At 71.8% G+C, this 21,726-nt stretch carries 26 protein-coding genes and 2 tRNA genes; 17 read left to right on the forward strand and 11 right to left on the reverse strand.

Annotated features, from left to right (window positions below):
* Positions 1-89 precede the first annotated feature (89 nt).
* Both F0U47_RS06025 and F0U47_RS06030 read right to left on the reverse strand, forming a co-directional pair.
* Positions 90-2,177: a beta-propeller domain-containing protein gene (locus F0U47_RS06025; protein ID WP_149749406.1), complete on the reverse strand. Its 2,088-nt coding sequence runs from the start codon at positions 2,175-2,177 to the stop codon at positions 90-92.
* Complete coding sequence (locus F0U47_RS06030) at positions 2,174-2,701, reverse strand: SigE family RNA polymerase sigma factor (protein WP_149749407.1); 528 nt, start codon at positions 2,699-2,701, stop codon at positions 2,174-2,176. Before F0U47_RS06030 ends, F0U47_RS06025 begins: the two co-directional genes overlap by 4 nt.
* 101 nt (positions 2,702-2,802) lie before the next feature.
* Between F0U47_RS06030 and F0U47_RS06035 the strand changes: the two genes are divergently transcribed.
* Positions 2,803-4,014: a saccharopine dehydrogenase family protein gene (locus tag F0U47_RS06035; protein WP_149749408.1), complete on the forward strand. Its 1,212-nt coding sequence runs from the start codon at positions 2,803-2,805 to the stop codon at positions 4,012-4,014.
* Positions 4,015-4,017: 3 nt separating this feature from the next.
* Here the strand turns inward: F0U47_RS06035 and F0U47_RS06040 are convergent, their stop codons facing one another.
* A complete protein-coding gene (locus F0U47_RS06040; RefSeq protein ID WP_149749409.1) occupies positions 4,018-4,464 on the reverse strand; it encodes a DUF5994 family protein in 447 nt (148 codons plus the stop codon).
* Positions 4,461-4,883, reverse strand: a complete 423-nt coding sequence (locus F0U47_RS06045; protein WP_149749410.1) for a DUF5994 family protein — start codon at positions 4,881-4,883, stop codon at positions 4,461-4,463. Before F0U47_RS06045 ends, F0U47_RS06040 begins: the two co-directional genes overlap by 4 nt.
* A gap of 156 nt (positions 4,884-5,039) precedes the next feature.
* Between F0U47_RS06045 and F0U47_RS06050 the strand changes: the two genes are divergently transcribed.
* The 3 genes from F0U47_RS06050 (at position 5,040) to F0U47_RS06055 (ending at position 6,075) form a co-directional block, all read left to right on the forward strand.
* The gene (locus F0U47_RS06050; protein ID WP_149749411.1) at positions 5,040-5,240 is read left to right on the forward strand and encodes a hypothetical protein; all 201 of its coding nucleotides are present in this window, start codon (positions 5,040-5,042) and stop codon (positions 5,238-5,240) included.
* Complete coding sequence (locus F0U47_RS21010; RefSeq protein WP_188111186.1) at positions 5,237-5,383, forward strand: hypothetical protein; 147 nt, start codon at positions 5,237-5,239, stop codon at positions 5,381-5,383. Before F0U47_RS06050 ends, F0U47_RS21010 begins: the two co-directional genes overlap by 4 nt.
* 62 nt (positions 5,384-5,445) lie before the next feature.
* Positions 5,446-6,075 (forward strand): hypothetical protein, encoded by a 630-nt coding sequence (locus F0U47_RS06055; RefSeq protein ID WP_149749412.1) that lies wholly within the window; start codon positions 5,446-5,448, stop codon positions 6,073-6,075.
* A gap of 275 nt (positions 6,076-6,350) precedes the next feature.
* On the opposite strand, the gene F0U47_RS06060 is transcribed toward F0U47_RS06055, so the two are convergent.
* Positions 6,351-6,423, reverse strand: a tRNA-Arg gene (locus tag F0U47_RS06060).
* 134 nt (positions 6,424-6,557) lie between these two features.
* Between F0U47_RS06060 and F0U47_RS06065 the strand changes: the two genes are divergently transcribed.
* Positions 6,558-7,814 (forward strand): LCP family protein, encoded by a 1,257-nt coding sequence (locus F0U47_RS06065; RefSeq protein WP_149749413.1) that lies wholly within the window; start codon positions 6,558-6,560, stop codon positions 7,812-7,814.
* Positions 7,815-7,843: 29 nt separating this feature from the next.
* Positions 7,844-8,047 carry a hypothetical protein gene (locus tag F0U47_RS06070; RefSeq protein WP_149749414.1) on the forward strand — a complete coding sequence of 68 codons (204 nt, stop codon included), beginning with the start codon at positions 7,844-7,846 and terminating at the stop codon, positions 8,045-8,047.
* Positions 8,048-8,106: 59 nt separating this feature from the next.
* Here F0U47_RS06070 and F0U47_RS06075 read toward each other — a convergent pair whose 3' ends face one another.
* From F0U47_RS06075 to F0U47_RS06085, 3 genes are read right to left on the reverse strand one after another with little or no spacing between them, the layout of a single operon-like run.
* On the reverse strand, positions 8,107-8,463 hold the full coding sequence (locus F0U47_RS06075) for an MscL family protein (RefSeq protein WP_149749415.1): 357 nt from the start codon (positions 8,461-8,463) through the stop codon (positions 8,107-8,109).
* Between the two features lie 56 nt (positions 8,464-8,519).
* A complete protein-coding gene (locus tag F0U47_RS06080; protein ID WP_149749416.1) occupies positions 8,520-9,161 on the reverse strand; it encodes an SAF domain-containing protein in 642 nt (213 codons plus the stop codon).
* Between the two features lie 59 nt (positions 9,162-9,220).
* Positions 9,221-9,538 (reverse strand): FmdB family zinc ribbon protein, encoded by a 318-nt coding sequence (locus F0U47_RS06085; protein WP_149749417.1) that lies wholly within the window; start codon positions 9,536-9,538, stop codon positions 9,221-9,223.
* Positions 9,539-9,623: 85 nt separating this feature from the next.
* On the opposite strand from F0U47_RS06085, the gene F0U47_RS06090 reads away from it, so the two are divergent.
* Positions 9,624-12,212 carry a penicillin acylase family protein gene (locus F0U47_RS06090; protein ID WP_149749418.1) on the forward strand — a complete coding sequence of 863 codons (2,589 nt, stop codon included), beginning with the start codon at positions 9,624-9,626 and terminating at the stop codon, positions 12,210-12,212.
* Positions 12,213-12,320: 108 nt separating this feature from the next.
* Here the strand turns inward: F0U47_RS06090 and F0U47_RS06095 are convergent, their stop codons facing one another.
* Positions 12,321-12,929, reverse strand: coding sequence for a 5-formyltetrahydrofolate cyclo-ligase (locus tag F0U47_RS06095; RefSeq protein WP_149749419.1), 609 nt, complete (start codon positions 12,927-12,929; stop codon positions 12,321-12,323).
* A gap of 22 nt (positions 12,930-12,951) precedes the next feature.
* Between F0U47_RS06095 and F0U47_RS06100 the strand changes: the two genes are divergently transcribed.
* A complete protein-coding gene (locus tag F0U47_RS06100; RefSeq protein ID WP_149749420.1) occupies positions 12,952-14,337 on the forward strand; it encodes a UTP--glucose-1-phosphate uridylyltransferase in 1,386 nt (461 codons plus the stop codon).
* Positions 14,330-15,541 (forward strand): molybdopterin molybdotransferase MoeA, encoded by a 1,212-nt coding sequence (locus F0U47_RS06105; RefSeq protein WP_149749421.1) that lies wholly within the window; start codon positions 14,330-14,332, stop codon positions 15,539-15,541. Before F0U47_RS06100 ends, F0U47_RS06105 begins: the two co-directional genes overlap by 8 nt.
* Here F0U47_RS06105 and F0U47_RS06110 read toward each other — a convergent pair.
* The gene (locus F0U47_RS06110; protein WP_246159482.1) at positions 15,527-16,510 is read right to left on the reverse strand and encodes an AraC family transcriptional regulator; all 984 of its coding nucleotides are present in this window, start codon (positions 16,508-16,510) and stop codon (positions 15,527-15,529) included. The two genes, F0U47_RS06105 and F0U47_RS06110, sit on opposite strands and share 15 nt — an antisense overlap.
* A gap of 60 nt (positions 16,511-16,570) precedes the next feature.
* On the opposite strand from F0U47_RS06110, the gene F0U47_RS06115 reads away from it, so the two are divergent.
* The 7 genes from F0U47_RS06115 to F0U47_RS06145 all read left to right on the forward strand — a co-directional run bounded on the left by F0U47_RS06115 (position 16,571) and on the right by F0U47_RS06145 (position 20,543).
* Complete coding sequence (locus F0U47_RS06115) at positions 16,571-17,404, forward strand: Rossmann-fold NAD(P)-binding domain-containing protein (protein WP_149749422.1); 834 nt, start codon at positions 16,571-16,573, stop codon at positions 17,402-17,404.
* Positions 17,401-17,868, forward strand: a complete 468-nt coding sequence (locus F0U47_RS06120; protein ID WP_149749423.1) for an anthrone oxygenase family protein — start codon at positions 17,401-17,403, stop codon at positions 17,866-17,868. Before F0U47_RS06115 ends, F0U47_RS06120 begins: the two co-directional genes overlap by 4 nt.
* Before the next feature lie 35 nt (positions 17,869-17,903).
* Positions 17,904-18,380, forward strand: a complete 477-nt coding sequence (gene moaC, locus F0U47_RS06125) for a cyclic pyranopterin monophosphate synthase MoaC (RefSeq protein WP_149749424.1) — start codon at positions 17,904-17,906, stop codon at positions 18,378-18,380.
* Positions 18,377-18,847, forward strand: coding sequence for a MogA/MoaB family molybdenum cofactor biosynthesis protein (locus F0U47_RS06130; RefSeq protein WP_149749425.1), 471 nt, complete (start codon positions 18,377-18,379; stop codon positions 18,845-18,847). The genes moaC and F0U47_RS06130 overlap by 4 nt, the downstream gene beginning before the upstream one ends.
* Positions 18,844-19,524, forward strand: coding sequence for a GNAT family N-acetyltransferase (locus tag F0U47_RS06135; RefSeq protein ID WP_306439280.1), 681 nt, complete (start codon positions 18,844-18,846; stop codon positions 19,522-19,524). Before F0U47_RS06130 ends, F0U47_RS06135 begins: the two co-directional genes overlap by 4 nt.
* Positions 19,525-19,615: 91 nt before the next feature.
* On the forward strand, positions 19,616-20,407 hold the full coding sequence (gene sepX / locus F0U47_RS06140; RefSeq protein WP_149749426.1) for a divisome protein SepX/GlpR: 792 nt from the start codon (positions 19,616-19,618) through the stop codon (positions 20,405-20,407).
* Between the two features lie 63 nt (positions 20,408-20,470).
* Positions 20,471-20,543, forward strand: a tRNA-Ala gene (locus F0U47_RS06145).
* A 208-nt stretch (positions 20,544-20,751) separates the two neighbouring features.
* On the opposite strand, the gene F0U47_RS21015 is transcribed toward F0U47_RS06145, so the two are convergent.
* The gene (locus F0U47_RS21015) at positions 20,752-20,901 is read right to left on the reverse strand and encodes a hypothetical protein (protein WP_188111187.1); all 150 of its coding nucleotides are present in this window, start codon (positions 20,899-20,901) and stop codon (positions 20,752-20,754) included.
* A 533-nt stretch (positions 20,902-21,434) separates the two neighbouring features.
* Here F0U47_RS21015 and F0U47_RS21020 point away from each other — a divergent pair.
* Positions 21,435-21,726: hypothetical protein (locus F0U47_RS21020; protein WP_188111188.1), on the forward strand; the 292-nt coding region annotated here is incomplete at its 3' end.

Raw genomic sequence — 21,726 nt, forward strand, 5'->3', positions numbered from 1 at the left:
CCGCTCCTGCAGTGGCTGACAACCCGTGGAATACCCGGTCGACCGGGTATTCCACGCAGGGCCGTGCGAACCCCCGCCCCAGACCCGCCCTAGGACCGGTCCCGCAGGTCGAAGAACTCCACGTCCTCGCCCGTGACCAGCACGACCCGCCCGTCCGGCAGGGGTACGGCGCGCACCTGGTCGACGTCGTCGCCGTACTCCACCTGGACCATCCGGTTGTGCAGCTCCCCGTCCTGGATCCGGAGGACCGACAGGTAGCCGACCAGGCTGCTCCGGCGGTCCTGGATGACGGTGAGGATCGTGCGGTGGTCGTGGATGAACGTGAACGAGCGCGGGTCGGAGCCGGCCAGCGCGTCGGTGCCGGGCGCGTAGTGCTGGACGTCCATCCGGTGCACGTCGTCCAGGTCGGCCACGTTGAACAGGCCGGCCTGGGCGCCCCACCGGCCGCCGCCGACCGGGCCCTCGCCCATGCCGACGAGCCGCTTGGGCCCGAGCGGGTGGAGGTAGGAGGAGAACCCGGGGATCTTCAGCTTCGCGATCAGGCTCGGCTTCTCGACGTTCGTCAGGTCGATCGCGTAGAGCGGGTCGACCTGGCGGAACGTCACGAGGATCGCCAGCCCGTCGAACCACCGCACCGACTTGATGTCCTCGTTGCGGCCGAGCTCGTCGAGCCGGCCGATCTCGACCAGGTCCTGCCCCTCACGCCCGAGCGTCACGACCGAGTTGAAGTTGCCGGTCTCCGACGTCGGGGCGACCGCGACCCGCAGCACGCCGCCGGCCTCGTCCATCGCCCACCGGTCCGCGATTGCGCCCTCGACCTCGCCCGACGCGACGTGCGTGGCTTTCGTGCCGTCGAGCTTGAAGTCGAACAGGTAGGTGCTGCCGCCCCGCACACTCGGGATGATGCGGGAGCCGATGCAGCCGATGCAGTCGAAGCCGTCGCCCCAGCTCGGGCTCGCGGCCAGGTAGAGGTGGTCGACCGACTCGTAGGCGATGTCGGTCGCCCCCGCCAGGCCGATGGCGTCGACCTCGGCCGGCGCCGCCGCGTCGAACCCGACCACGCTCACGGTGTCGAGGGTCAGCTCGTCCGACGGGATCGCCACATTGGTGCAGTCGAGCAGCTGCGCAGGGTCCTCGCCGTTCGCCGTCAGCGTCGGCAGCCAGTCCTCGATCGTCGAGCTCTCCACCTGGTCGCGGTTCTTCTCGAGCGCCGCACGCCGGCCGTACTGCTTGCCGGGGTGCACGAACCCGAGGTCCGGGAGCCCGCTCGACAGCACCAGCCGTACGGCGTCGCCGTGCTGGCGCGCCGACAGCAGCCGGGCGTCGTAGGCCACGTCGTCGACGACCTCCGGCCTCGCCGGGTCGGCGAGCGAGACGGTCAGGACCCGGGTGCCGAGCGGCGCGCCGACGTCGTACGACGACCGCGCCCGCGGTGCCTCCTCGTCGATGCCGACCGCGACCACGGTGTCGCCGGCGAGCATGATCTCGCCCTCCTCGAGGCCGGGCAGGTCGACCGATGCGAGCCGTTCGGTCTCGTCGCCGGTGACGTCGTAGACGACCAGCTCGTCGTCGCGGAGCCGCAGCAGCAGGTCGCCGTTCGTCTTCACGACGTCCGGCTCGTCGACGCCGATCTCCTGGACGTTGGTGCCGGTGTCGCTGTTCTCGGCGCGCTCGGTCATGGGGGCGTCCTGTGCGGAGCGCTGGTTGGTGGAGAGGTAGCCCTCGACGACCGCGTTCGTGTCGCTCAGGCTCAGATCGCGATCCACGCTCAGCTCGTCGATGACAGTCCCGAACGTGCCGCTCCGCCCCCAGTAGGGGTTGTACGGCTCGTCCCAGCCCCACGCCGTGACCCGGCGGAGCCCGCGGTCGACGTATGCCGCGAGCAGCTCGTCACAGGACGCGGCGGCCTCCAGGTCGGCCTGGAACGCGACGTGGCTGGGCTGGTCGCCCGCTCCCGCGTCGCCGGAGCCGCCCGAGTCGTCGCCGCCGTCGACGACGGTGCCGGCGAGGAAGGCGGCGACCAGGCCGGTGGCGAGCCCGGCGGTGAGCAGCGGCCGGACCAGGAGGCGGTGCCGCCTCCCGGGTGCGCCTGCGGCCTTGCGGCCGGCGCGCAGGATGTCGTTCGTGGGCGGCTTGCCGACGGGCAGGTCGTCCCAGAGGTTCTCGAGGTCGGTCATCGCGACGCCCCTCCACTCAGGTCGAGGATGTGGTCGTTCGCAGCAAGCTGGGCCAGCGAGCGGGACAGCCGGCTCTTGACCGTGCCCGTCGGAACGCCGAGCACGTCGGCGGTCTGCCGCTCGGTGAGCTGCACGAAGTAGCGCAGCACCACGACGTCGCGGTTGGGCTTGGTCAGGCAGGAAAGGGCGCGGTGCACGGCGTCGGCGAGCGCGAAGGCGTCGGCGCCGTCACTCACCGCGGTCCGCGCACCGCCGTCCTCCAGCGTGCCCGTCGCCGCCCGGTCCTTCCACCACCGGGTGCGCCGGGTGTCCCGCAGGCAGTTGAGGAGCATCCGGTAGACGTAGGCGTCGCGGTTGTCGGCGCTGCTCACCTTGTCCCAGCCCGTGTAGCACCGGACGAGGGTCGTCTGCGCGATGTCCTCGGCCTCGTGGGGAAGGGCCCCCAGGAAGACGGCGGCACGGACGAGCGACCCCCAGGCCTGCTCGACGTAGGAGGCGTACGCCGCCTCGCTGTCACGATCCACGTGCTCTCCGATGCACTTCCGATACTGGGCTGCTGACCGTACGACGGGACTACGACCCCGGGAGGTTCCATCGGAAGTCGGGAGAGTGCGACGATGCCGGAATGGCTCAGTCACCAGGCTCCCCCCGCTCGTACGACGTCGTGCTCCTCGGAGCCACCGGTTTCACCGGTGGGCTCACCGCCGACTACCTCGCCGCGCACGCACCCGACGGGTTCCGGTGGGCGATCGCCGGTCGGAGCAAGGAGAAGCTCGAGCAGGTCCGCGACCGGCTGGGCGTCGGTGCTGAATCGGTCGACCTCCTCGTCGTCGACTCGACCGACGAGGCGGGGCTGCGGGACCTGGCCGCGCAGACGAAGGTGGTCGCGACGACGGTCGGCCCCTACCTGGAGCACGGCGCCCCGCTCGTCTCCGCCTGCGCGCAGGAGGGCACCGACTACGCCGACCTGACTGGCGAGCCGGAGTTCGTGGACCGGATGTACGTCGAGCACCAGGCGACCGCCGAGGCCAGCGGCGCGCGGCTCGTGCACGCGTGCGGGTTCGACTCGGTCCCGCACGACCTCGGGGCGTACTTCACGATCCAGCAGCTCGCCGACGAGGTCGGGGGCGAGATCACCACCCCGGTGTCGATGCGGGGGGTGGCGCGGTCCAACGGCACGTTCTCCGGCGGCACGTTCCACTCCGCCCTCAACGCGTTCGCCCGGGCGAAGCACATGCGCGACGCGATGCAGGCCCGCAAGCGGCTCGAGAAGCGTCCCGAGGACCGTCGCTCCAAGGCCGTCGCCGGGAAGCCGGGCCGCGACAAGGTCCTCGGCTACTGGCTGGTCCCGCTGCCCACCATCGACCCGTTCGTGGTGGCGCGGAGCGGCAGCGCGCTGCCGGCGTACGGCCCCGACTTCCGGTACTCCCACTACGCCGGCACGAAGACCCTGCGCTACGCCGCGGGCGGGGCGGCCGGTGCCGGTGCGCTCGCGGTCGCGGCGCAGGTGCCGCCGGTGCGGAACCTGCTCAAGAAGCGGGTGCCGCAGGGCACGGGTCCGTCCGAGGGACGGCGCGACGCCTCGTGGTTCACGGTCGAGTTCGTCGGGGAGACGAACCCTTCGACAGGCTCAGGGACCGTGCAGGTCCGCACCAAGGTCTCCGGCGGCGACCCCGGCTACACGGAGACCGCGAAGATGCTGGCCGAGTCGGCGATGTGCCTCGCGCTCGACGACAACCCGTCGACCGCCGGCCAGGTCACCACCGCGCACGCCATGGGTGATGCCCTGCTCGCGCGGCTGCAGACGGCGGGCATCAGGTTCGAACGCGTCTCCTGAGGCCTACCGGGCGCCCTCGGACGCCCACATGCCGGAGGGGTCGACCGGCAGCTCGTTGGTCACGACCTCGAGCAGCTCGCCCGCCCGGTGCCGGTTCCCCGGCGTGGCCGACGCCAGCATCGCCTCGGCGCCCTGGGCCGCGTCGAACGTAGGCGGCACCACGAGGAGGCAGTAGGTGACCCGGTCCGAGGTCGTGAGGTAGATGACGTGCGTGTCGTCGCTGGGGAACTTCCCGACCTTCACGAAGCGGCCGGTCACGGCGACCCGCCGTGGGGAGTCGTCCCAGTCCGGCGGCGAGTACACGGCTCGTACGACGCGGCCGAGCTCCGCCGGGAAGCCGTCGACGAGCGCGGCGAACTCGGTGGCGAGGTCACGACTGTGCGGCCACCAGCCGCCGTCGAGGCGGTCCCGCCCCGGAGGGCCGCCGATGGTGAGGCGGAGGGAGCTCATCGACTCGTCCCGTCGGCGTTGAGGACGTGGTGCTCGCGCGGTGTCGGTGACCGGAACGTGCTCACGAAGTCCACACGCTTCCAGGTCGAGTGGTGGTTGGTCGCCTCGCCGAACAGCTCCTCCGCGACCTCTGCAGGCGTGTCGGGAGGGAGCTGCAGCAGCCGGCAGCTCGACCGGTCGGCAAGCACCAGGATCAGCGTCCGGGTGCGGTAGCGGGTCGGAACCGCGTCCTCGCTCCGGTCCCAGTCCTCGTGGAGGTAGGCGTAGCTGACGATCTTCGGCAGCTCGGCCGGCCAGCGGTGCATCAGGTCGAGCAGCTCGTGGGACATGCCGTCGCCCGCGGGCCACCAGCCCCCGGCGTACGGCCGGTTCGTCAGGTCCTTCTGGAGCTGCAGAAGGGGAGGTGCGAGGGTGGCCATGACGGCCTCATTTCCGGACGGCGATAACCGCAGCACCTGAACTGGGCTGCTGGAGCCGTCCGTCCCCTCGACGGTAGCACCGGAGCGGCTCCGGACTGCCTTTCCGACTCTTCACGTATGAACCGCCGCGATCCGGGCATCGACCTCCCTATGTACATGGGGCTTGGAGTCGTCCTGACCTTGCTCGGGGTGGCCTTCGCGTTCGACGCGATCACGCTCGGAAGCTCCATGGTGGACGCCGTCGTGGGGACGATCCTGGTGGCCGCAGGCCTGCTGGCGATCGTCCGGTCGCACGTGCCGCCGCCCTGGCACCGCCACGTGCACGTCCAGCGCTCCTCCGACAGATCAGTGCGATGAACGAGCCGCCGGGTGCCGCCCTGCTGCCGGCACCCGCAGCACACGAGCACACATGGCGACTGGTGAGCGTCGAGTCCGACTGCGGCATGGAGGTCCGGGAGCTCCTCTGCCCCGACTGCGACGCGGTCCGGTTCGAGGGCTGACCAGCGCCCCTCTCGCCGGGCGGCAGCCCCGTGCGGCTGCGCCGGTGGGCTAGCTTGAGCCCATGCGATGGAGGGCGCGCGACGGCCGGCCGACGACGGCAGCCGACCTGTCGTTCCACTACGACTCGATCGGCAGGTCGGGTGTCATCGACCAGACCCTGTCGATCCGCAACCGGGGGTCGTCGGCCGTCGCTCTGCGGTTGACCTTCGCGCCCCTCGACGCGAACGGACAGGAGCTTCCGGGGCTGACGACGACCACCGCGTACGGCACCGACTCGGGACGCCACATCATTCCGGCCAGGTTCACCGATATCGACGTCCTCGCATTCCAGGGCCCTGGCTTCCGCGACGTGGCTGATGTCCGCGTGCAGGTCGAGCAGGTCGAGGAGGTGCCCTTCCCGGCGAAGATCCGCGACGTGGTCCTGACCGACCGGATCGACAGTCGGGGCAACGTGGTCGGAGGCGGTGAGTATGCGCAGGTCCGGCTGACGAACCCCAGCCGCGAACCCGTGCCAGTGCGCGTCGCGCTGCTCGAGTACGAGGACCCACCGCCGGGACGGTCGCAGCAGGCGGTCAATGTCCAGGACCTCGGCGGGCTCGTCACCGTGCCCGGGCGGGGCACGACGACCATCCCCGGCCCGACGACCTTCCCGGACGCCTTCGTCAGCGTGAAGGCCTACTTCTCGCGCTGAGGGTCTGCCAGCGCGGTGGGCGGCGTTCATCCGAGCCCGGGGGCGCCCTGGATCGGGTCGTGGCGCACCACGCCGGCATGAGCCGGCCCCGTCGGCTGTTGGTTAACCGACGGGGCCTCGTTAGAAGACGTAGGCGCCTACGTGGACTAACGTCCGGCCGACGGTACGCCTCTGCCTGTGTGTCGTCCCGAAAACGAAGAAAGGCCTTGCCCGCTGGGTTGCGCTCGCGCTCGTGTTGGCCGCTGTGCACGGCCTCTGGCCTGCGCACGCCCGGGTGCCCCCGGTAGGAGTCGAACCTACGACCTTTCGCTTAGGAGGCGGCTGCTCTATCCACTGAGCTACGGGGGCTTTCGGCTGAGCATTCTCGCAGGTCGCGTCCCTGGCAGCGGAATCACCCGGGCGCACGCCGGGCCAGTCGATTCGTGATTGCTGGGAGGGGCCGTCACAATGGAGCGAACGTCCCCGCCCGACCAGGTGAGATCTTGACCGACACTCCCGATGCCGCCGGCACCCCCTCAGGTGCGCCCGCCGGCAGCCGGAAAGCGCGTCGCGTCTCCGGTTCCCTGACGCAGCGCCGGGTCGCCGGCAAGCGCCGTCTCCGGCGTCGCCGCACGGTCGCCAAGGTGATCGCGGTGACGCTCGCCCTCCTCGCGGTGGGCACCGCGACCTCGGTCGTCCTCGCCTACAACAACTGGAACGACCGACTGCGACACGTCGACCTCGCCGGCCAGCTCAAGGACCGCCCCGAGAAGCAGGAGGTCGAGGGGCCCCAGGAGCCGCTCAACATCCTGGTGATGGGATCCGACACCCGCGAGGGCGCGGGCAACAACATCGACGGCCTCACCGGCGACGGCGAGCGGTCCGACACCACGATCCTGCTGCACCTGTCGGCGGACCGGGAGCACGCCTACGGCATCAGCATCCCGCGCGACACCCTGGTCGACCGCCCGACCTGCTACGACGAGGGCGGGAACGCCATCGAGGGTGCCGAGGGCACGATGTGGAACGAGGCGTTCTCCGTCGGCGGCGCGGCGTGCACTATCCAGCAGTTCGAGCAGATCACCGGGGTCCGGATCGACAACTACGTCGTGATCGACTTCCGCGGCTTCAAGGACATGGTCAACGCCCTCGACGGCGTCGAGGTCTGCATCCCCGAGGACATCGTGGACCCCGAGCACGACATCACGCTCGAGGCCGGCACCAGGGAGATCCGCGACGACGAGGCGCTCAGCTACGTCCGGGTGCGCTACACCGTCGGCGACGGCACCGACCCCAACCGGATCCGCCGGCAGCAGGCGTTCATGGCCGCGATGATCAACAAGGCCATCTCCGCCGGGATGCTGGTCCGGCCCGACCGGATGCTGTCGTTCCTCAACGCGGTGACCGGCTCGATCCAGACCGACTACGACAACGTCGCGGAGCTCGCCGACCTCGGGCGCAGCTTCCAGGGCATCGGCCTCGGCAACATCAAGTTCGTCACCACGCCGTGGGTCTACTCCACGACCCAGGAGGGTCGCGTCGAGTGGACCGACGAGGTCGACGACCTGTGGCAGCTCGTGATGGACGACGAGCCGCTCAGCCCCGAGTTCGCCCAGGACGCGATCAGCGCCGCCGACGACCCCGAGGGCGAGACGGGGTCTTCCGACGGCGAGGGCGGGACGGGCTCGAACGGCGGCCGGAAGAACCGCGACCAGGGTCTCTCCGACGATGCCCGCGCGAGCGCGGGGCTCTGCACATGAGCGGCACATGAGCGGCACATGAGCGGCACATGAGCGACAAGAAACAGGTTCCGACCGGCTCGACCGGCAAGGGCGAGTCCGACTGGGAGCGCCGGCGCCGGCTGGCCGAGGTCTTTGGCGACGCGCTGCCCGAGGTCACCAGTGACGAGAAGGAGCCGGGGGAGCGGTCGGCCGACGGCGAGTCGGCGACCGACCGCTGGCTGAAGTCGCAGGTGCCGCCTCACCACGGGTGAGACGGCACCTGGCGTGCGTGCTGCGGACCGGCGTTGGGGGCCGCCGGTACGCCGGGCGGTCAGGCCCGGGTGGCCAGCGAGTCGCGGATCTGCGTGAGGAGGTCGATCTCCGTCGGCGCACCGCTGTCCTCGCTGGGGAAGAAGCGCTCCTTGGCCTTGGTGTAGGGCACCACGATCAGGAAGTACACGATCGCGGCCAGGATGACGAACGCGATCAGAGCGTTGATGAAGTCGCCCACGACGACGTCGGCGATCTTGGCGTTGCTGAAGTCAGGCTGGTCGAAGATCTTGCCGATGAAGCTCGTCAGCACCTCGGTGAAGGTGGTGACGACCGCCGCGAACGCCAGCGCCATGATCAGAGCGACTGCGGTCTCGACGAGGTTCCCGCGGAGCAGGAAGTTCTTGAACCCGGACATGTTGGCTCCTCTTTCCGAGAGAGATTCCCCTACCCCCCGGTAGGGACGGCCAGAACCTAGCGGGAGGGCCACGCGTAAGTCACGAACGCGGTCACTGCCGCGCCGGTGACCTCGCCCACCTGCGACGACGGGATCCCGAGCACGACCAGGCGCCCGGTCAGGGCGTCCGGCGCGTCCGCTGACACGTCGGGTACGGCGAGCACGACGACCCCCGCGGCGACCGTCTCCGTGGTCCGGGACTCCGGCTCGGTCGCCAGCAGGTCGATCTCGTCGCCGACGGTCAGCAGCCCCGCCTGCGCGGCGTCGGAGAGCCGGACCGGCACGGCCACAGTGCCCGGGGCGGCGAGTCCCTGGCCGACGAGCCGGACGTCGGTGACCGGCTCGCCGGCGCGGAGGGGAGAGGCGAGGAGCGTGCCGCCGGCGTCGCCGGGGTCGGTGAGCGCTCCCTCGGGCACGACGTCGGGCGGCAGGGCGACGGGTCGCAGGTCGGCCGGGGCCAGGACCGCCCCCGCCGGCAGGTCCCGCGCGGCGGTCAGGACGGTGGTGGTCGGCGGCTCCGGTGGCGCCGCGGCGTGCAGGCCGGCAGCGACCGCGCCGGCCGTGCAGACGACCGCGATCAGGCGACGCCGCCGCAGCACCCCGCGGCGGAGCGTCGTACCGCGGTCCTTGAGGCGGGCGAGGAGGTCCCGGAAAGCCATGCGCCGACGCTAGGAGCCGGCAGGCGAGGAGCGCGCCCCCTCGCCGGGTTGTCCACAGGTCAGGCCGGGGCGGCCGCGGCAGCGCTGCTGGAGGACGACGTCGACGACGAGCCGGAGTCGGAGGAGGAGCTGCCGGCCGACGCGGCCGATGGGGCCGATGGGGCCGAGGGGGTGGCCGCCGGCTCGGTCGAGGCGCTCTTGCCGCGACTGTCGGTGCGGTAGAACCCCGAGCCCTTGAAGACCACGCCAACCGCGTTGTAGAGCTTCCGGAGCTTGCCCGAGCACTCCGGGCAGACGGTGAGGGCGTCCTCGGAGAAGGACTGGAACTGCTCGAAGTCGTGACCGCAGTCGTTGCAGGCGTACTGGTAGGTGGGCATCGGCACTCCGCGTGAGGATTAGCACTCTCGTCTAACGACTGCCAATCCTACGTCAGGACCCACCTACCGGCACAATGTCGCCACCATGTCCCCCGCCACCCCCTTCCTCACTTGGCCGGCCCCGCTGCGCTGGACGACGTACGTCGCCGGGGCGCTCGCGCTGGTGCTGGTTCTCGTCACCGTCGTGTCGGTCGTGGTCGTGCGCCGGTCGTGGCCGCAGACCGACGGCGAGATCGAGGTCAGCGGCCTGGACGGCGAAGTCGACGTGCTCCGCGACGAGCACGGCATCCCGCAGATCTACGCCGACTCGATGCACGACCTCGTGCTCGCCCAGGGGTTCGTGCACGCGCAGGAGCGGTTCTTCGAGATGGACGTCCGGCGGCACGCGACGGCCGGCCGGCTGTCCGAGCTGTTCGGCGAGGACGCCGTCGAGACCGATCGGGTCGTCCGCACGCTCGGCTGGCGCCGAGTCGCCGCGAAGGAGCTGACCCTCCTCGATCCGCGGACCCGCGAGCTGCTCGACGCCTACGCCGAGGGCGTCAACGCCTACCTGGCCGGCCGTGGGCTGTCGGAGATCTCGCTGGAGTACGCCGTCCTCGACCTGTCCGGGCTCGACTACACCCCCGAGAACTGGACGGCCGTCGACTCCATCGCGTGGCTCAAGGCGATGGCCTGGGACCTCAAGGGCAACCTCGACGAGGAGATCGCGCGGGCGCTGTCGGTCGCCGCGGTCGGCCAGGAGCGCGCGGCCCAGCTGTTCCCGCCCTACCCGTACGACGACCACCCGCCCATCGTCGAGCAGGGCGCGGTCGTCGACGGCGTCTTCGAGCAGGACGCCACCTCGCCCGGCACCCGGCTCCCGCAGCGACCGCCGCTCGGCCCGCAGGTCCAGGAGGCGCTGGCCGACGTGCAGCAGGCGGTCGCCGGGATGCCGGCCCTCCTCGGCAAGGGCGACGGCATCGGGAGCAACGGCTGGGTCGTCAGCGGGGACCACACGGAGACCGGCGCACCGATCCTCGCCAACGACCCGCACCTCGGGATCTCGCTGCCCGGGGTCTGGATGCAGGTCGGGCTGCACTGCCGCGACGTCAGCGAGACCTGCCCGCTCGACGTCGCCGGGTTCAGCTTCTCGGGGGTGCCCGGCGTGGTCATCGGCCACAACGCCGACATCGCCTGGGGTTTCACCAACCTGGGTCCCGACACCACGGACCTCTACGTCGAGCGGGTGCGCGACGACGAGTGGCAGTACGACGGCCGCAGCCGCCCGCTCACCGTGCGCGAGGAGACGATCGAGGTCCGCGGCGGCGACGACGTCACCGTCCGGGTGCGGTCGACCGACCACGGACCCCTGCTGTCGGACCTGGGCGGCGAGCTCGGGGACCTGGTCGAGGACACGGGGGAGAGCGGCATCGTCGGCGACGAGCCGCGGCGGTGGGACCACGCCGTCTCGCTCGCCTGGACCGCGCTCGACCCGCAGCCGACGGCCGACGCTCTCTACGCCCTCAACCTCGCGACCGACTGGCGCAGCTTCCGCGCCGCCCTCGCCGACTTCGCGGTGCCGGGGCAGAACGTCCTCTACGCCGACACCGAGGGCCACATCGGCTACCAGGCGACCGGGCGGGTGCCGATCCGCAAGTCCGGCAACAACGGGCAGCTCCCGGCCGCCGGCTGGCGGTCGGAGAACGACTGGACCGGCGAGTACGTCCCCTACGACGCGCTCCCCAACGTGCTGGACCCCGAGTCCGGCCGGCTGGTGACCGCCAACCAGGCCGTCGTCGACGACTCCAGCGGCTATCCGTCGCACCTCACCGACGACTGGGACCGCGGCTACCGCTCGACCCGGATCCGCACCCTGCTCGAGGCACGCGACGTGCTCGACGTCGACGCGATGGCGGCGATCCAGACCGACGAGCGCAACCCGATGGCGCCGGTGCTGACGCCGTACCTCCTGGACATCGAGCTGCCGCGCGGCTACTACTCCGACGGGCAGCGGCTGCTGCTCGACTGGGACAACCGGCAGCAGGCGGGCAGCGCCGCGGCGGCGTACTACAACGTCGTGTGGCGCGAGCTGCTCGCGCGCACCTTCCACGACGAGCTCACCGACGAGCTGCGGCCCGACGGCGGCCAGCGGTGGTTCGCCGTCGTCACCGACCTGCTGACCCGGCCGGGCGACCCGTGGTGGGACGACGTCGAGACCGAGGAGATCGTGGAGACCCGCGACGACGTCCTCGAGGCGTCGCTGCGCGCGGCCCGCGACGTGCTCACGGCCCGCCAGTCGCCGAACGCCGAGGAGTGGACCTGGGGTGCGCTCCACCGGCTGGACCTGCGGTCCGCGACGCTCGGGGAGTCCGGGATCGCGCTGGTCGAGAGCCTCTTCAACCGCGGCGGCTGGGAGGTCGGCGGCGGCGGGGCGATCCCCAACGCGACCGGCTGGGACGCGCGGAAGGGGTACGACGTCGCGACCGCTCCCTCGATGCGGATGATCGTCCCGCTCGACGACCTCGACGACGCGCGCTGGATCAACCTCACCGGCGTCTCCGGGCACGCCTTCCACGGTCACTACGTCGACCAGACCGACCTGTTCGTCCGTGGGGAGACGCTGCCCTGGGTGTTCTCGGAGGACGCCGTCGAGGACGCGGCGGAGGAGACGCTGACGCTGGTGCCGGGGGGGTAGCGGCATCCCGTGGGATACCCGGTCGACCGGGTATCCCACGGGTTGTCCGCTTCTGCAGTGGCGGACAACCCGATGAATACCCGGTCGACCGGGTATTCCGCGCCGCCCTCAGAACCGCACAACACCCTCCGGAGTCGCCACCGCGGCCACCGGACGGTCGTGCGGCTCCGTCGGCACCGCCACCCCGGTCTCGTCGGGGTAGAGCAGCACGCAGGTGAAGGTCCCGAGCGGGACCCGGGCGAGCGCGCGGTCGTAGGAGCCGCCGCCCCGACCGAGGCGCTGCCCGGTGGGGGACACGGCGAGACCGGGGACGAGGACGACGTCGGCGGTGGCGACCGCGTCGGCGCCGAGCCGCGGGCCCACCGGCTCGAGGAGGCCGCGGCCGGCGGGGGCGAGCGAGGCCGGGCCGTGGTAGGCCGACCAGTCCAGGTCGTTGTCGGGGAGCAGCACGGGCAGGATCACCCGCTTGCCGGCCTCGACCAGCCGGTCGAGGAGCGCGGTGGTGCCGGGCTCGGAGCCGACGGAGACGTAGCAGGCGACCGTGGCGGCGCGGCGTACCTCCGGAGCAGCGACCAGGTGGTCCGCGATCGCCCGGGCCGCCGCACCGACCTCGGAGAGCGAGCGGCGCCGCCGCGAGGTCAGCAGCTGGTCCCGGACGGCGAGCTTGGCGAGCGCGAGGTTGTCACCAGGTTCCGGGACGGATTGCGGACTCGTCACGGGACCAGCCTACGATCGGGGTATGGGTAGCGCCGGTTTGGAGATGGCACGCGCAAAGATGGTCGACGCGGGCGTCGACCCCGTCGCGATCGAGACGTTCGCGCACTACTACCGACTGCTCGAGCACGGTGAGACGGGGCTGATCGCCGAGAGCGCCATCGAGCCCGTCGACATCGAGCGGCTCGCCGACACCGAGGTGTCGGCCGACGTCGCCGCTGACGCGCTGCGGCACACGGCGATCATCAAGCTCAACGGCGGCCTCGGCACGTCGATGGGGATGGACCGGGCCAAGTCGCTGCTGTGCGTGCGGCGGGGGCTGTCGTTCCTCGACATCATCGCCCGGCAGGTGCTGCACCTGCGGGAGAAGTACGACGCCCCGCTGCCGCTCCTGTTCATGAACAGCTTCCGCACCCGTGAGGACACCCTCGAGGCGCTCGCGCGCTACGACAGCCTGCAGGTCGACGGCCTGCCGCTGGACTTCCTGCAGAACAAGGAGCCCAAGCTCCTGGCCAAGGACCTCACGCCGGCGAGCTTCCCGAAGGACCCCGATCTCGAGTGGTGCCCGCCCGGCCACGGCGACGTCTACACCGCCCTGCGGGGCAGCGGGGTGCTCGACCAGCTGATCGAGCAGGGCTTCCACTTCGTCTTCATCTCCAACTCCGACAACCTCGGCGCGGTCCCGGCGCCGGAGGTGGCGGGCTGGTTCGCCCAGAGCGGTGCCCCGTTCGCGATCGAGGCGGTCCGTCGTACTCCCTCGGACAAGAAGGGCGGCCACTTCGCCCGCCGCAAGGCCGACGGCCGGCTGGTCCTGCGCGAGACCGCGCAGACGCCGAAGGAGGACCTGGCGGCGCTGGCCGACCTCGAGCGCCACAAGTACACCTCGACCAACAACATCTGGATCGACCTCCGCGCGCTGCGGGACACCCTCGACCATCGCGACGGCGTGCTCGGCCTGCCGCTGATCCGCAACGAGAAGCACCTCGACCCGAGCGACCCCAGCACGCCCGAGGTCATCCAGATCGAGACCGCGATGGGCGCTGCGATCGAGGTGTTCGAGGGGTCGACGCTGATCGAGGTCGAGCGGGACCGGTTCGTGCCGGTCAAGACGACCAACGACCTGCTGGTCCTGCGGTCCGACGTCTACACGATCGGCCCGGACTTCGTGCTCGACCTCGTCGCCGCCGACGTGCCCTACGTCGAGCTCGACCCGACCCACTACAAGCTGGTCGGCGAGTTCGACAAGCGGTTCCCCGAGGGCGCGCCCTCGATGGCCAAGGCGTCGTCGCTGAAGATCGACGGCGACTGGACCTTCGGCCACGGCGTCGCGATCGTCGGCGACGTCGCGCTCGAGGCCGACAGCGCCCAGCGGGTGGCGCCGGGCGAGGTGCTCACCGGCACTGATGGCTGACGTCGGGGTTCCGGTCAGCGCACACCGCGACCGGATCCTCGAGCTAGTGAGCCCGCTGGCGCCCGTCATCGTCGCGCTCGGCGACGCGCTCGGGCTGGTCTGCGCCGTCGACGTGCCCGCCACGATCAGCCTGCCGCGGTTCGACCATGCGGCGATGGACGGGTACGCCGTCCGCGCCGCCGACGTCGCCGCCTCGCCGGTCGAGCTGCCGGTCGCCGGGGTGGTGGCGGCGGGGGACGCCGCGCAGGTGACCCTCGCGCCGGGCACGGCGTGGCGGATCATGACCGGGGCGCCGGTGCCGGACGGTGCCGACGCCGTCGTGCCCTTCGAGTGGACCGACCGCGGCGCCGACCGGGTCCGGATCGACCAGGCCGTGCCGGTGGCGCGCCACATCCGCCGGACCGGGGAGGACGTCCCCGAGGGGGTCCTGGCCGTCGCGGCCGGGACGGCCCTCGCGCCGCGGCACCTCGCGCTCCTCGCCGCGGTCGGCGTCGTCGACGTGGCCGTCCACCCGGCGCCGCGGGTCGCCGTGATCGCGACCGGCGAGGAGATCGCCGGCCCGGCCGACCTGCCCGGTCACGTGCCGGACAGCAACACCGTCGCCTTGTCGGCGGCGGCGCGGGCGGCGGGGGCCCGGGAGACGTCCTACGGCCCCGTGCCGGACGACCCTGCGCTCCTCCTCGATCAGGTGGCCACCGCCGCCGAGGCGGCCGACCTCGTCGTCACCACCGGCGGAGTGTCGGCCGGGGACCACGACGTTGTGAAGGCGGCCCTGTGTGACCGGGAGGGGTTCTGGTTCGGCTCGGTGGCCGTGAAGCCGGGGCGGCCCCAGGGTTGCGGTCTGGTCATCGCGTCCGACGGCCGGCAGGTGCCGGTGGTCGCGCTGCCGGGCACGCCCGTGGCGGCGTACTCCTCGTTCCGGCTCTTCGCCGAGCCCGCCCTCCGCGCGCTCGCCGGACGGTTCCCGGAGCCGACCGGGCGGGCCGTGCTTGACGCGGAGGTCGCGGTGGCGGGCGACCGGACGCTGGTCCTGCCGGCGGCGTACGTCGCACCGGGCCGGGTCGCCCAGCTCCCCGGTCACGTCGGCCACTCCCAGCGGCTGCTCGCCGACGCCGACGTGCTGCTGGTGCTGCCGCCGGGCAGTGCCCCGCTGCCCGCCGGTGATGAGGTCGGGATCCTCCCGCTCGGCTCAGGCGACCGGTAGCCGGTCGGGTGAGCCGGCGCGCGCGGCCCTGCGGTGCTGCTGCGGGCTGATGCCACGTACCCGCTTGAACGCCGCGCTGAGGGCGAAGCCGCTGCCGTAGCCCACCTGGTGGGCGACCTGCTCGATTGCGTCGTCGGTCGCGGCCAATAGGTCGGCGGCGAGGGAGAGCCGCCAGTGGGTGAGGTAGGTCATCGGCGGCTCCCCGACGAGCTCGCCGAAGCGCCGCGCCAGCGCCGCCCGGGAGACGCCGATCTCGCGGGCCAGCGAGGCGATCGTCCACCCGTGCTCCGGCCGGTGGTGCATCAGGCGCAGGGCCTCGCCGACGACGGGGTCGGAGTGGGCAAGGCCACGGGTCACCTGCTCCTCGCTCGCCAGCCAGGAGCGGACGACGCTCACCAGCACCAGGTCGAGCAGCCGGTCGAGCACGACCTCCTGGCCCGGCTCCTCACGCGTCGCCTCGGTCGCCAGCAGGTCGACGAGCGTCGCGTCCCACTCGCCGCGGCGTCGTACCAACAGGTCGGGGAGGGCGGCCAGCAACGGCCGGCCAGCCTCGGTCTCGGCCTCCCAGGTGCCGAGCAGCATCACCGTCGAGCCGTCGTGGCAGTTGCCCCAGGTCCGGACCCCGAGCGCCATCCGCTGCGCCATCAGGTGCCCGTCGGGATCGACGCAACGGTTTCCCTTCTCGACCCGCACCTGCGGAGCCGTGCGCGGATGGTCGGCCACGGTGTAGACGGGACCACCGCGGAGGAGCGCCACGTCGCCGGCCGCCATCTCGACGGGCTCGCCGAGGTCACCGGTGACCCACGCCGACCCGCGCAGCACCGCGAACAGGCTCAGCGCGGGATCGTCCTCGACCCGGATCGACCAGGGCGGCTCCATCACCATCCGGAGCAGGAAGGCCTGGCGCGCACGGGGACCGGAGAGCAGGTGCTCGAGACCGTCCATGCCCACACCTTCCTGGACGATCACGTATGAAATCAAGACGTGTAGCCATGGAAAGTCTCATTGAGCCGCGATGGAGTGGGCGGCATGACAACTCACCTCCTCATCGGCGGCACCGGCAAGACCGGTCGCCGCGTCGCTGCCCGCCTCCGCGACCGCGGCCTCCCGGTCCGCTCGTTCTCCCGTCCCGAGTTCGACTGGGCCGACCGCTCGACGTGGTCCGCCGTGGAGGAGCCGGCGGCGGCGGCGTACCTCGCCTACGCGCCCGACATCACCTTCCCCGCAGCGCCCGAGGCGCTCCGCGAGGTCGCCGAGCGGATCGCCCGCTCCGGCGTACGACGGATCGTGCTGGTCTCCGGGCGGGGCGAGCCCGAGGCGCAGCGCGCCGAGCGTCTGGTCGCCGAGGCGGCCGAGCGGCACGGCGCCGAGTGGGCCGTCCTCCGCTGCGCCATGTTCATGCAGAACTTCGACGAGAGCCTCTTCCAGCCGCCGCTCGCGGCGGGACACCTCGCCTTCGTGGCCGGGGAGGTGCGGGAGCCGTTCGTCGACGCCGAGGACATCGCCGACGTCGCCGTCGGGCTGATGGCCGGCGAGGTCGCGCCGAACCGGGCCTACGAGCTCACCGGCCCCCGGCTGATGACCTTCGCCGAGGCGACGGCCGAGATCGCGGCTGCGGCGGGACGGCAGATCGGCTACCAGCAGGTGAGCGGTGAGGTGCTGGCCGCCGACCTGGTGCGGGCCGGCCTGCCCGCCGAGGAGGCACACGAGCTGGTCCAGCTGTTCGACCACATCCTCGACGGCCACAACGCGAGCCTCGCGACCGGCGTCGAGGAAGCACTAGGCCGGGCGCCGCGCGACTTCACGGAGTACGCCGTACAGGCCGCTGCCGCCGGTGCCTGGAGCGAGGCGGCGGCGTCATGAGAGCGGCGGGGTCGGTCGCGCTGATCACTGCCGCCGTCGGCAGCGGGTTGGTCGCCGGGTTGTTCTTCGCGTTCCAGACGGCCGTCATGCCGGGCCTCGCGAAGACCGACGACCGCACGTTCGTGACCGCCATGCAGGGCATCAACGTCGCCATCCTCAACCCGGTGTTCCTCGCCGTCTTCATCGCACCCCTCCTCGCGCTCGCGTTCGCGGCCGTGGCCGGTCCGAGCCGGGCGTGGGTGATCGCGGCGGCCGCGCTCTACCTGGCGATGTTCGTCATCACGCGGGCCGGCAACATCCCGCTCAACGACGCTCTCAACGCGGTCGGCGCGACCCAGGACGCCTCGGCGCTCGACTCCGCCCGCCGCGCCTTCGAGGGACCGTGGAACCGCCTGCACCTGGTCCGCACCGCTGCCGTCGTCGCCTCGTTCGGCTGCTGCCTGAGGGCGATCGCGGTCGCCTGAGCCGGACCCGGCCCGCGAGTGGGATCATGGGGCACATGGACGAACCGCGCGGGCTGACCCACGTCGACGAGACCGGCGCTGCCCGGATGGTCGACGTCTCGGAGAAGGCGGTGACCGCGCGCGCCGCGACCGCGTCCGGCCGGGTGCTGGTCGCGCCCGAGGTGGTCGCGCTGCTTCGCGGCGAGGGCGTGCCGAAGGGCGACGCGCTCGCCGTCGCCCGGCTCGCGGGGATCATGGGCGCCAAGCGCACGCCCGACCTGATCCCGCTCTGCCACCCGCTGGCGATCTCCGGCGTCACCGTCGACCTGGGCGTCGCCGACGACGCGGTGGAGATCACCGCGACCGTCAGGACCACCGACCGCACCGGCGTCGAGATGGAGGCGCTCACCGCGGTCTCGGTCGCGGCGCTCACCGTGGTCGACATGGTCAAGGCCGTCGACAAGGCTGCGGTGATCAGCGACGTGCGGGTCGAGACCAAGACGGGCGGGAAGTCGGGGGACTGGTCCCGATGATGGGAGCGGTCGTCGTCGCGTCCAACCGGGCTGCGGCCGGGGTCTACGAGGACACCACCGGGCCGCTCATCGTCGACGCCCTCCGCGGGCTGGGGTTCGACGTCGACGACGCGGTGGTCCGGCCCGACGGTGAGCCGGTCGGTGCGGCGATCGCGCTGGCGGTCAGGGCCGGCGCCCGGGTCGTGCTCACGACCGGCGGCACCGGGCTCACGCCGAGCGACCGCACACCGGAGGTCACGCGGCCGCTGCTCGACCGGGAGGTGCCCGGGCTGGCGGAGGCGATCCGCGCGGCCGGGGTCGCGAAGGGCGTGCCGACGGCTGCCCTGTCGCGCGGCCTGGCCGGCGTCGCCGGCTCCTGCCTGGTGGTGAACCTTCCCGGCTCGCGGGGCGGCGTGAAGGACGCCCTGGACGTCCTGCGCCCGGTGCTCGTCCACGCAGTCGAGCAGATCGTCGGGAGCGACCATTGAGCTCCGACGAGAGGCTCCGCCGGCTGGCGCGCGAGCGGATGATCACCTCGATCCCCGGCCGCGCCTGGCCGAACCAGCTGATGTCGGGCACCGACCCGGTCGTCACCCTGCGCCCGATCCGTCGCTCGGACGCGCGTCACTGGCGCGAGGCCCGGCGGCGCAACGCGGTCTGGCTCTCCCCCTGGGACGCGACCGTTCCGCCCGGCGGCGACGCGAGACCGACCACGTTCGGCGCGCTGGTCCGCCGGCTCACCCGCGCCGCACGGCGCGGTACGACGTACCCCTTCGTCATCGAGGTCGACGGCCGCTTCGCCGGCCAGGTCAGCATCAACAACATCGTGCGCGGGTCGGCGCAGTTCGCGTCGATCGGCTACTGGATCGACGAGCAGTTCGCCGGCCGCGGAGTGATGCCGCGTGCCGTCGCCATGGCCGTCGACCACTGCTTCTTCACCGCCAAGCTGCACCGGCTCGAGGTCTGCATCCGCCCCGAGAACACCAACTCGCTCCGCGTCGTCGAGAAGCTCGGGATCCGCGAGATCGGCTACGCGCCGCGGTTCCTCCACATCGACGGGGCGTGGCGGGACCACCGGATCTTCGCGATCACTGCGGAGGAGGCCCCGCGCGGCCTGCTCGCCCGGCTCGAGGAGACGGGCGGGGACGCGTCGACGGGCGGCTGACCCCTCTAATCACATCAGTCACACAGGTCAATCTGTGACACACCGATAGACATACGTCCCGATCTCCGCTACCCGGCCTAGCCTCTCGGTTGTGGACCTGAGCGCGCTGATCTTCGTCGCCCTGGCAGTCGCCTGGGCCGTCTACCTCATCCCCAAGGCGCTCCGTCATCATGAGATCGACCGCGTGAGCCGGTCTGTCGAGAGCTTCTCCGACCGGGTGCGGGTGCTGGCCCGCCGCGAGCCGGTCTCGCCAAGCGAGGCCGCGCTGGTCGTCGGCACGTCCAGTACGACGAAGCCGGCCGCTCCCGTGGCCCAGGCCGAGGTCGTCGCACCCCGCTCGAACGGCAGCCACCCCCGAGCCCGCAAGCTCGCCGCCGCCCGGGCCGCCCAGCGTCGGCGTCGCGTGCTCGGCACGGTCCTCGTCCTCAACGTCGTCGTCATCGCCCTCGCCGCCGCCGGCACGATCGGCTGGGTCTTCGAGGCCGTCCCGGCGACCCTCCTCGTCGCCTGGCTCGTCGCGTGCCGGCTGATGGTCCGCAAGGAGCGCGCCGTGCGCACGGCCCGCACCGCCCCCGTCCGCAAGCGGCGCACGACGCTCGCCGACCAGGTCATCGCCGAGGAGGACGGGACCGAGGAGATCCCGGCCGTCCGGGCCGACGCCGCCGAGGCCCCGGTCGACCCCGCCGCGTGGGACCCGGTGCCGGTCACGCTGCCGACGTACGTCGCCAAGGCGCCCGCCGGTCGCACGGTCCGCACCATCGACCTCGACTCCACCGGCGTGTGGAGCTCGGGCCGCAACGCCGCCGACTCCGCGCTCGCCCGGGAGGCCGAGCAGCAGCGCGAGGACGCCGAACCGGAGCAGCGCCGGGTCTCCGGCGCGTGACGCGCGAGCACCGACCTGGATTCGGGGCGGAGGTGGCCCTGGTGCTACCGTTTCCCCTCGCTTGGGGCTGTGGCGCAGTTGGTAGCGCGTCTCGTTCGCAATGAGAAGGTCAGGGGTTCGAATCCCCTCAGCTCCACACCAGAAACCCGGTCTCGCAGGGCCGGGTTTCGTCGTTCCTGTAGCCATCCTGTCGCCACGTGAGCCGAGGCGTGTAGGACCCTCTGGCACGCTGCGCGGCACGCTCACCGTCCGTGACCACATGGCCTTGCGGCCGAGAGGGGCAATCGCCTCCGGTTTGCTCACCCGGCCGTAGCCAGGAGGGGCGGTTCGTTGCTTGCTGGGTATCAGCTGCCCGAGGGCCCGGTCTCTCTGGCGGTGTCCTTCTTCTCGGTCTCGTCGTCCTTGTCGACCATGCCGCCACCGCTGACCGCGGCACTGGCGTCTTGGTCAGACGTGGGGGGCTGGGTGTCCGCCGTGCTGGAGGGGGTGCCCATGCCGCCGCCCCTGCCGGATCCACCCGGTGAGTCTTCTTCTTTGCCGCTCATGGCCGTGCGGTACCCGGCGTCGCCTGCTGCAAGCACTATTGGTCAGCCTGGTATGTCGCGCGGGTCGTTGCCGCAGGAGTTCCGCTCGGCGAGCGTGCCGTCTTGGTTATCGCTGATGTGCTCCCGCCCCAACCGGTCGTGCCATGACAGGGCGCCGACGGCGGATGGGCACGACCGGGCCGGGTGAATATCGACCAGCCGACTATTGGCGCATGAGCGGTTTTCATCGTCCGGTCAGGCCCCGCGGGAGGCGGCGGACGAGACGCAAACGGTGTTGTTGGCCCCGCAGTTTCCGCGTGGACGATCACGAGAACCGTAATGGGGCGCGCCTGGAGTGCGTGCGTCCGAGCCGGACGAGAATTTCTCTGACCCTGACAGGTCGTTTTGGGTGGCATTGGGTATCGACCGTCTGCCTAGTTGTCGGCGGACTCGGGCCGTGCGAGCACCTCAGGCTTGCTCCCATCCCGAGAAAGACATCCGACATGCTCCAGCAACTGTCGGTCGCCCTCATGGTCATAGCTGCCACGGCGACCCCTATCACTCTCAGCTCAACCGCACAGGCAGCCGGAGAACCGGCACCGACTGCCCTCATCTGCGACAACACCAGGAACGACCCGTTCACGGGCACCTACGCGAGCGTCACCGTGCCTGAAGGCGCCTCCTGCTACCTCAGGAACGCCCTGGTGCTCGGCAACGTGAAGGCGCTGCACGGTTCGGGCAGCGTGTTCATCATCAACACCGAGGTCCAGCGCAACATCCACATCCGCGGGTCCG

The organism is Nocardioides antri (assembly GCF_008373765.1).
GTDB lineage: Bacteria > Actinomycetota > Actinomycetes > Propionibacteriales > Nocardioidaceae > Nocardioides > Nocardioides antri.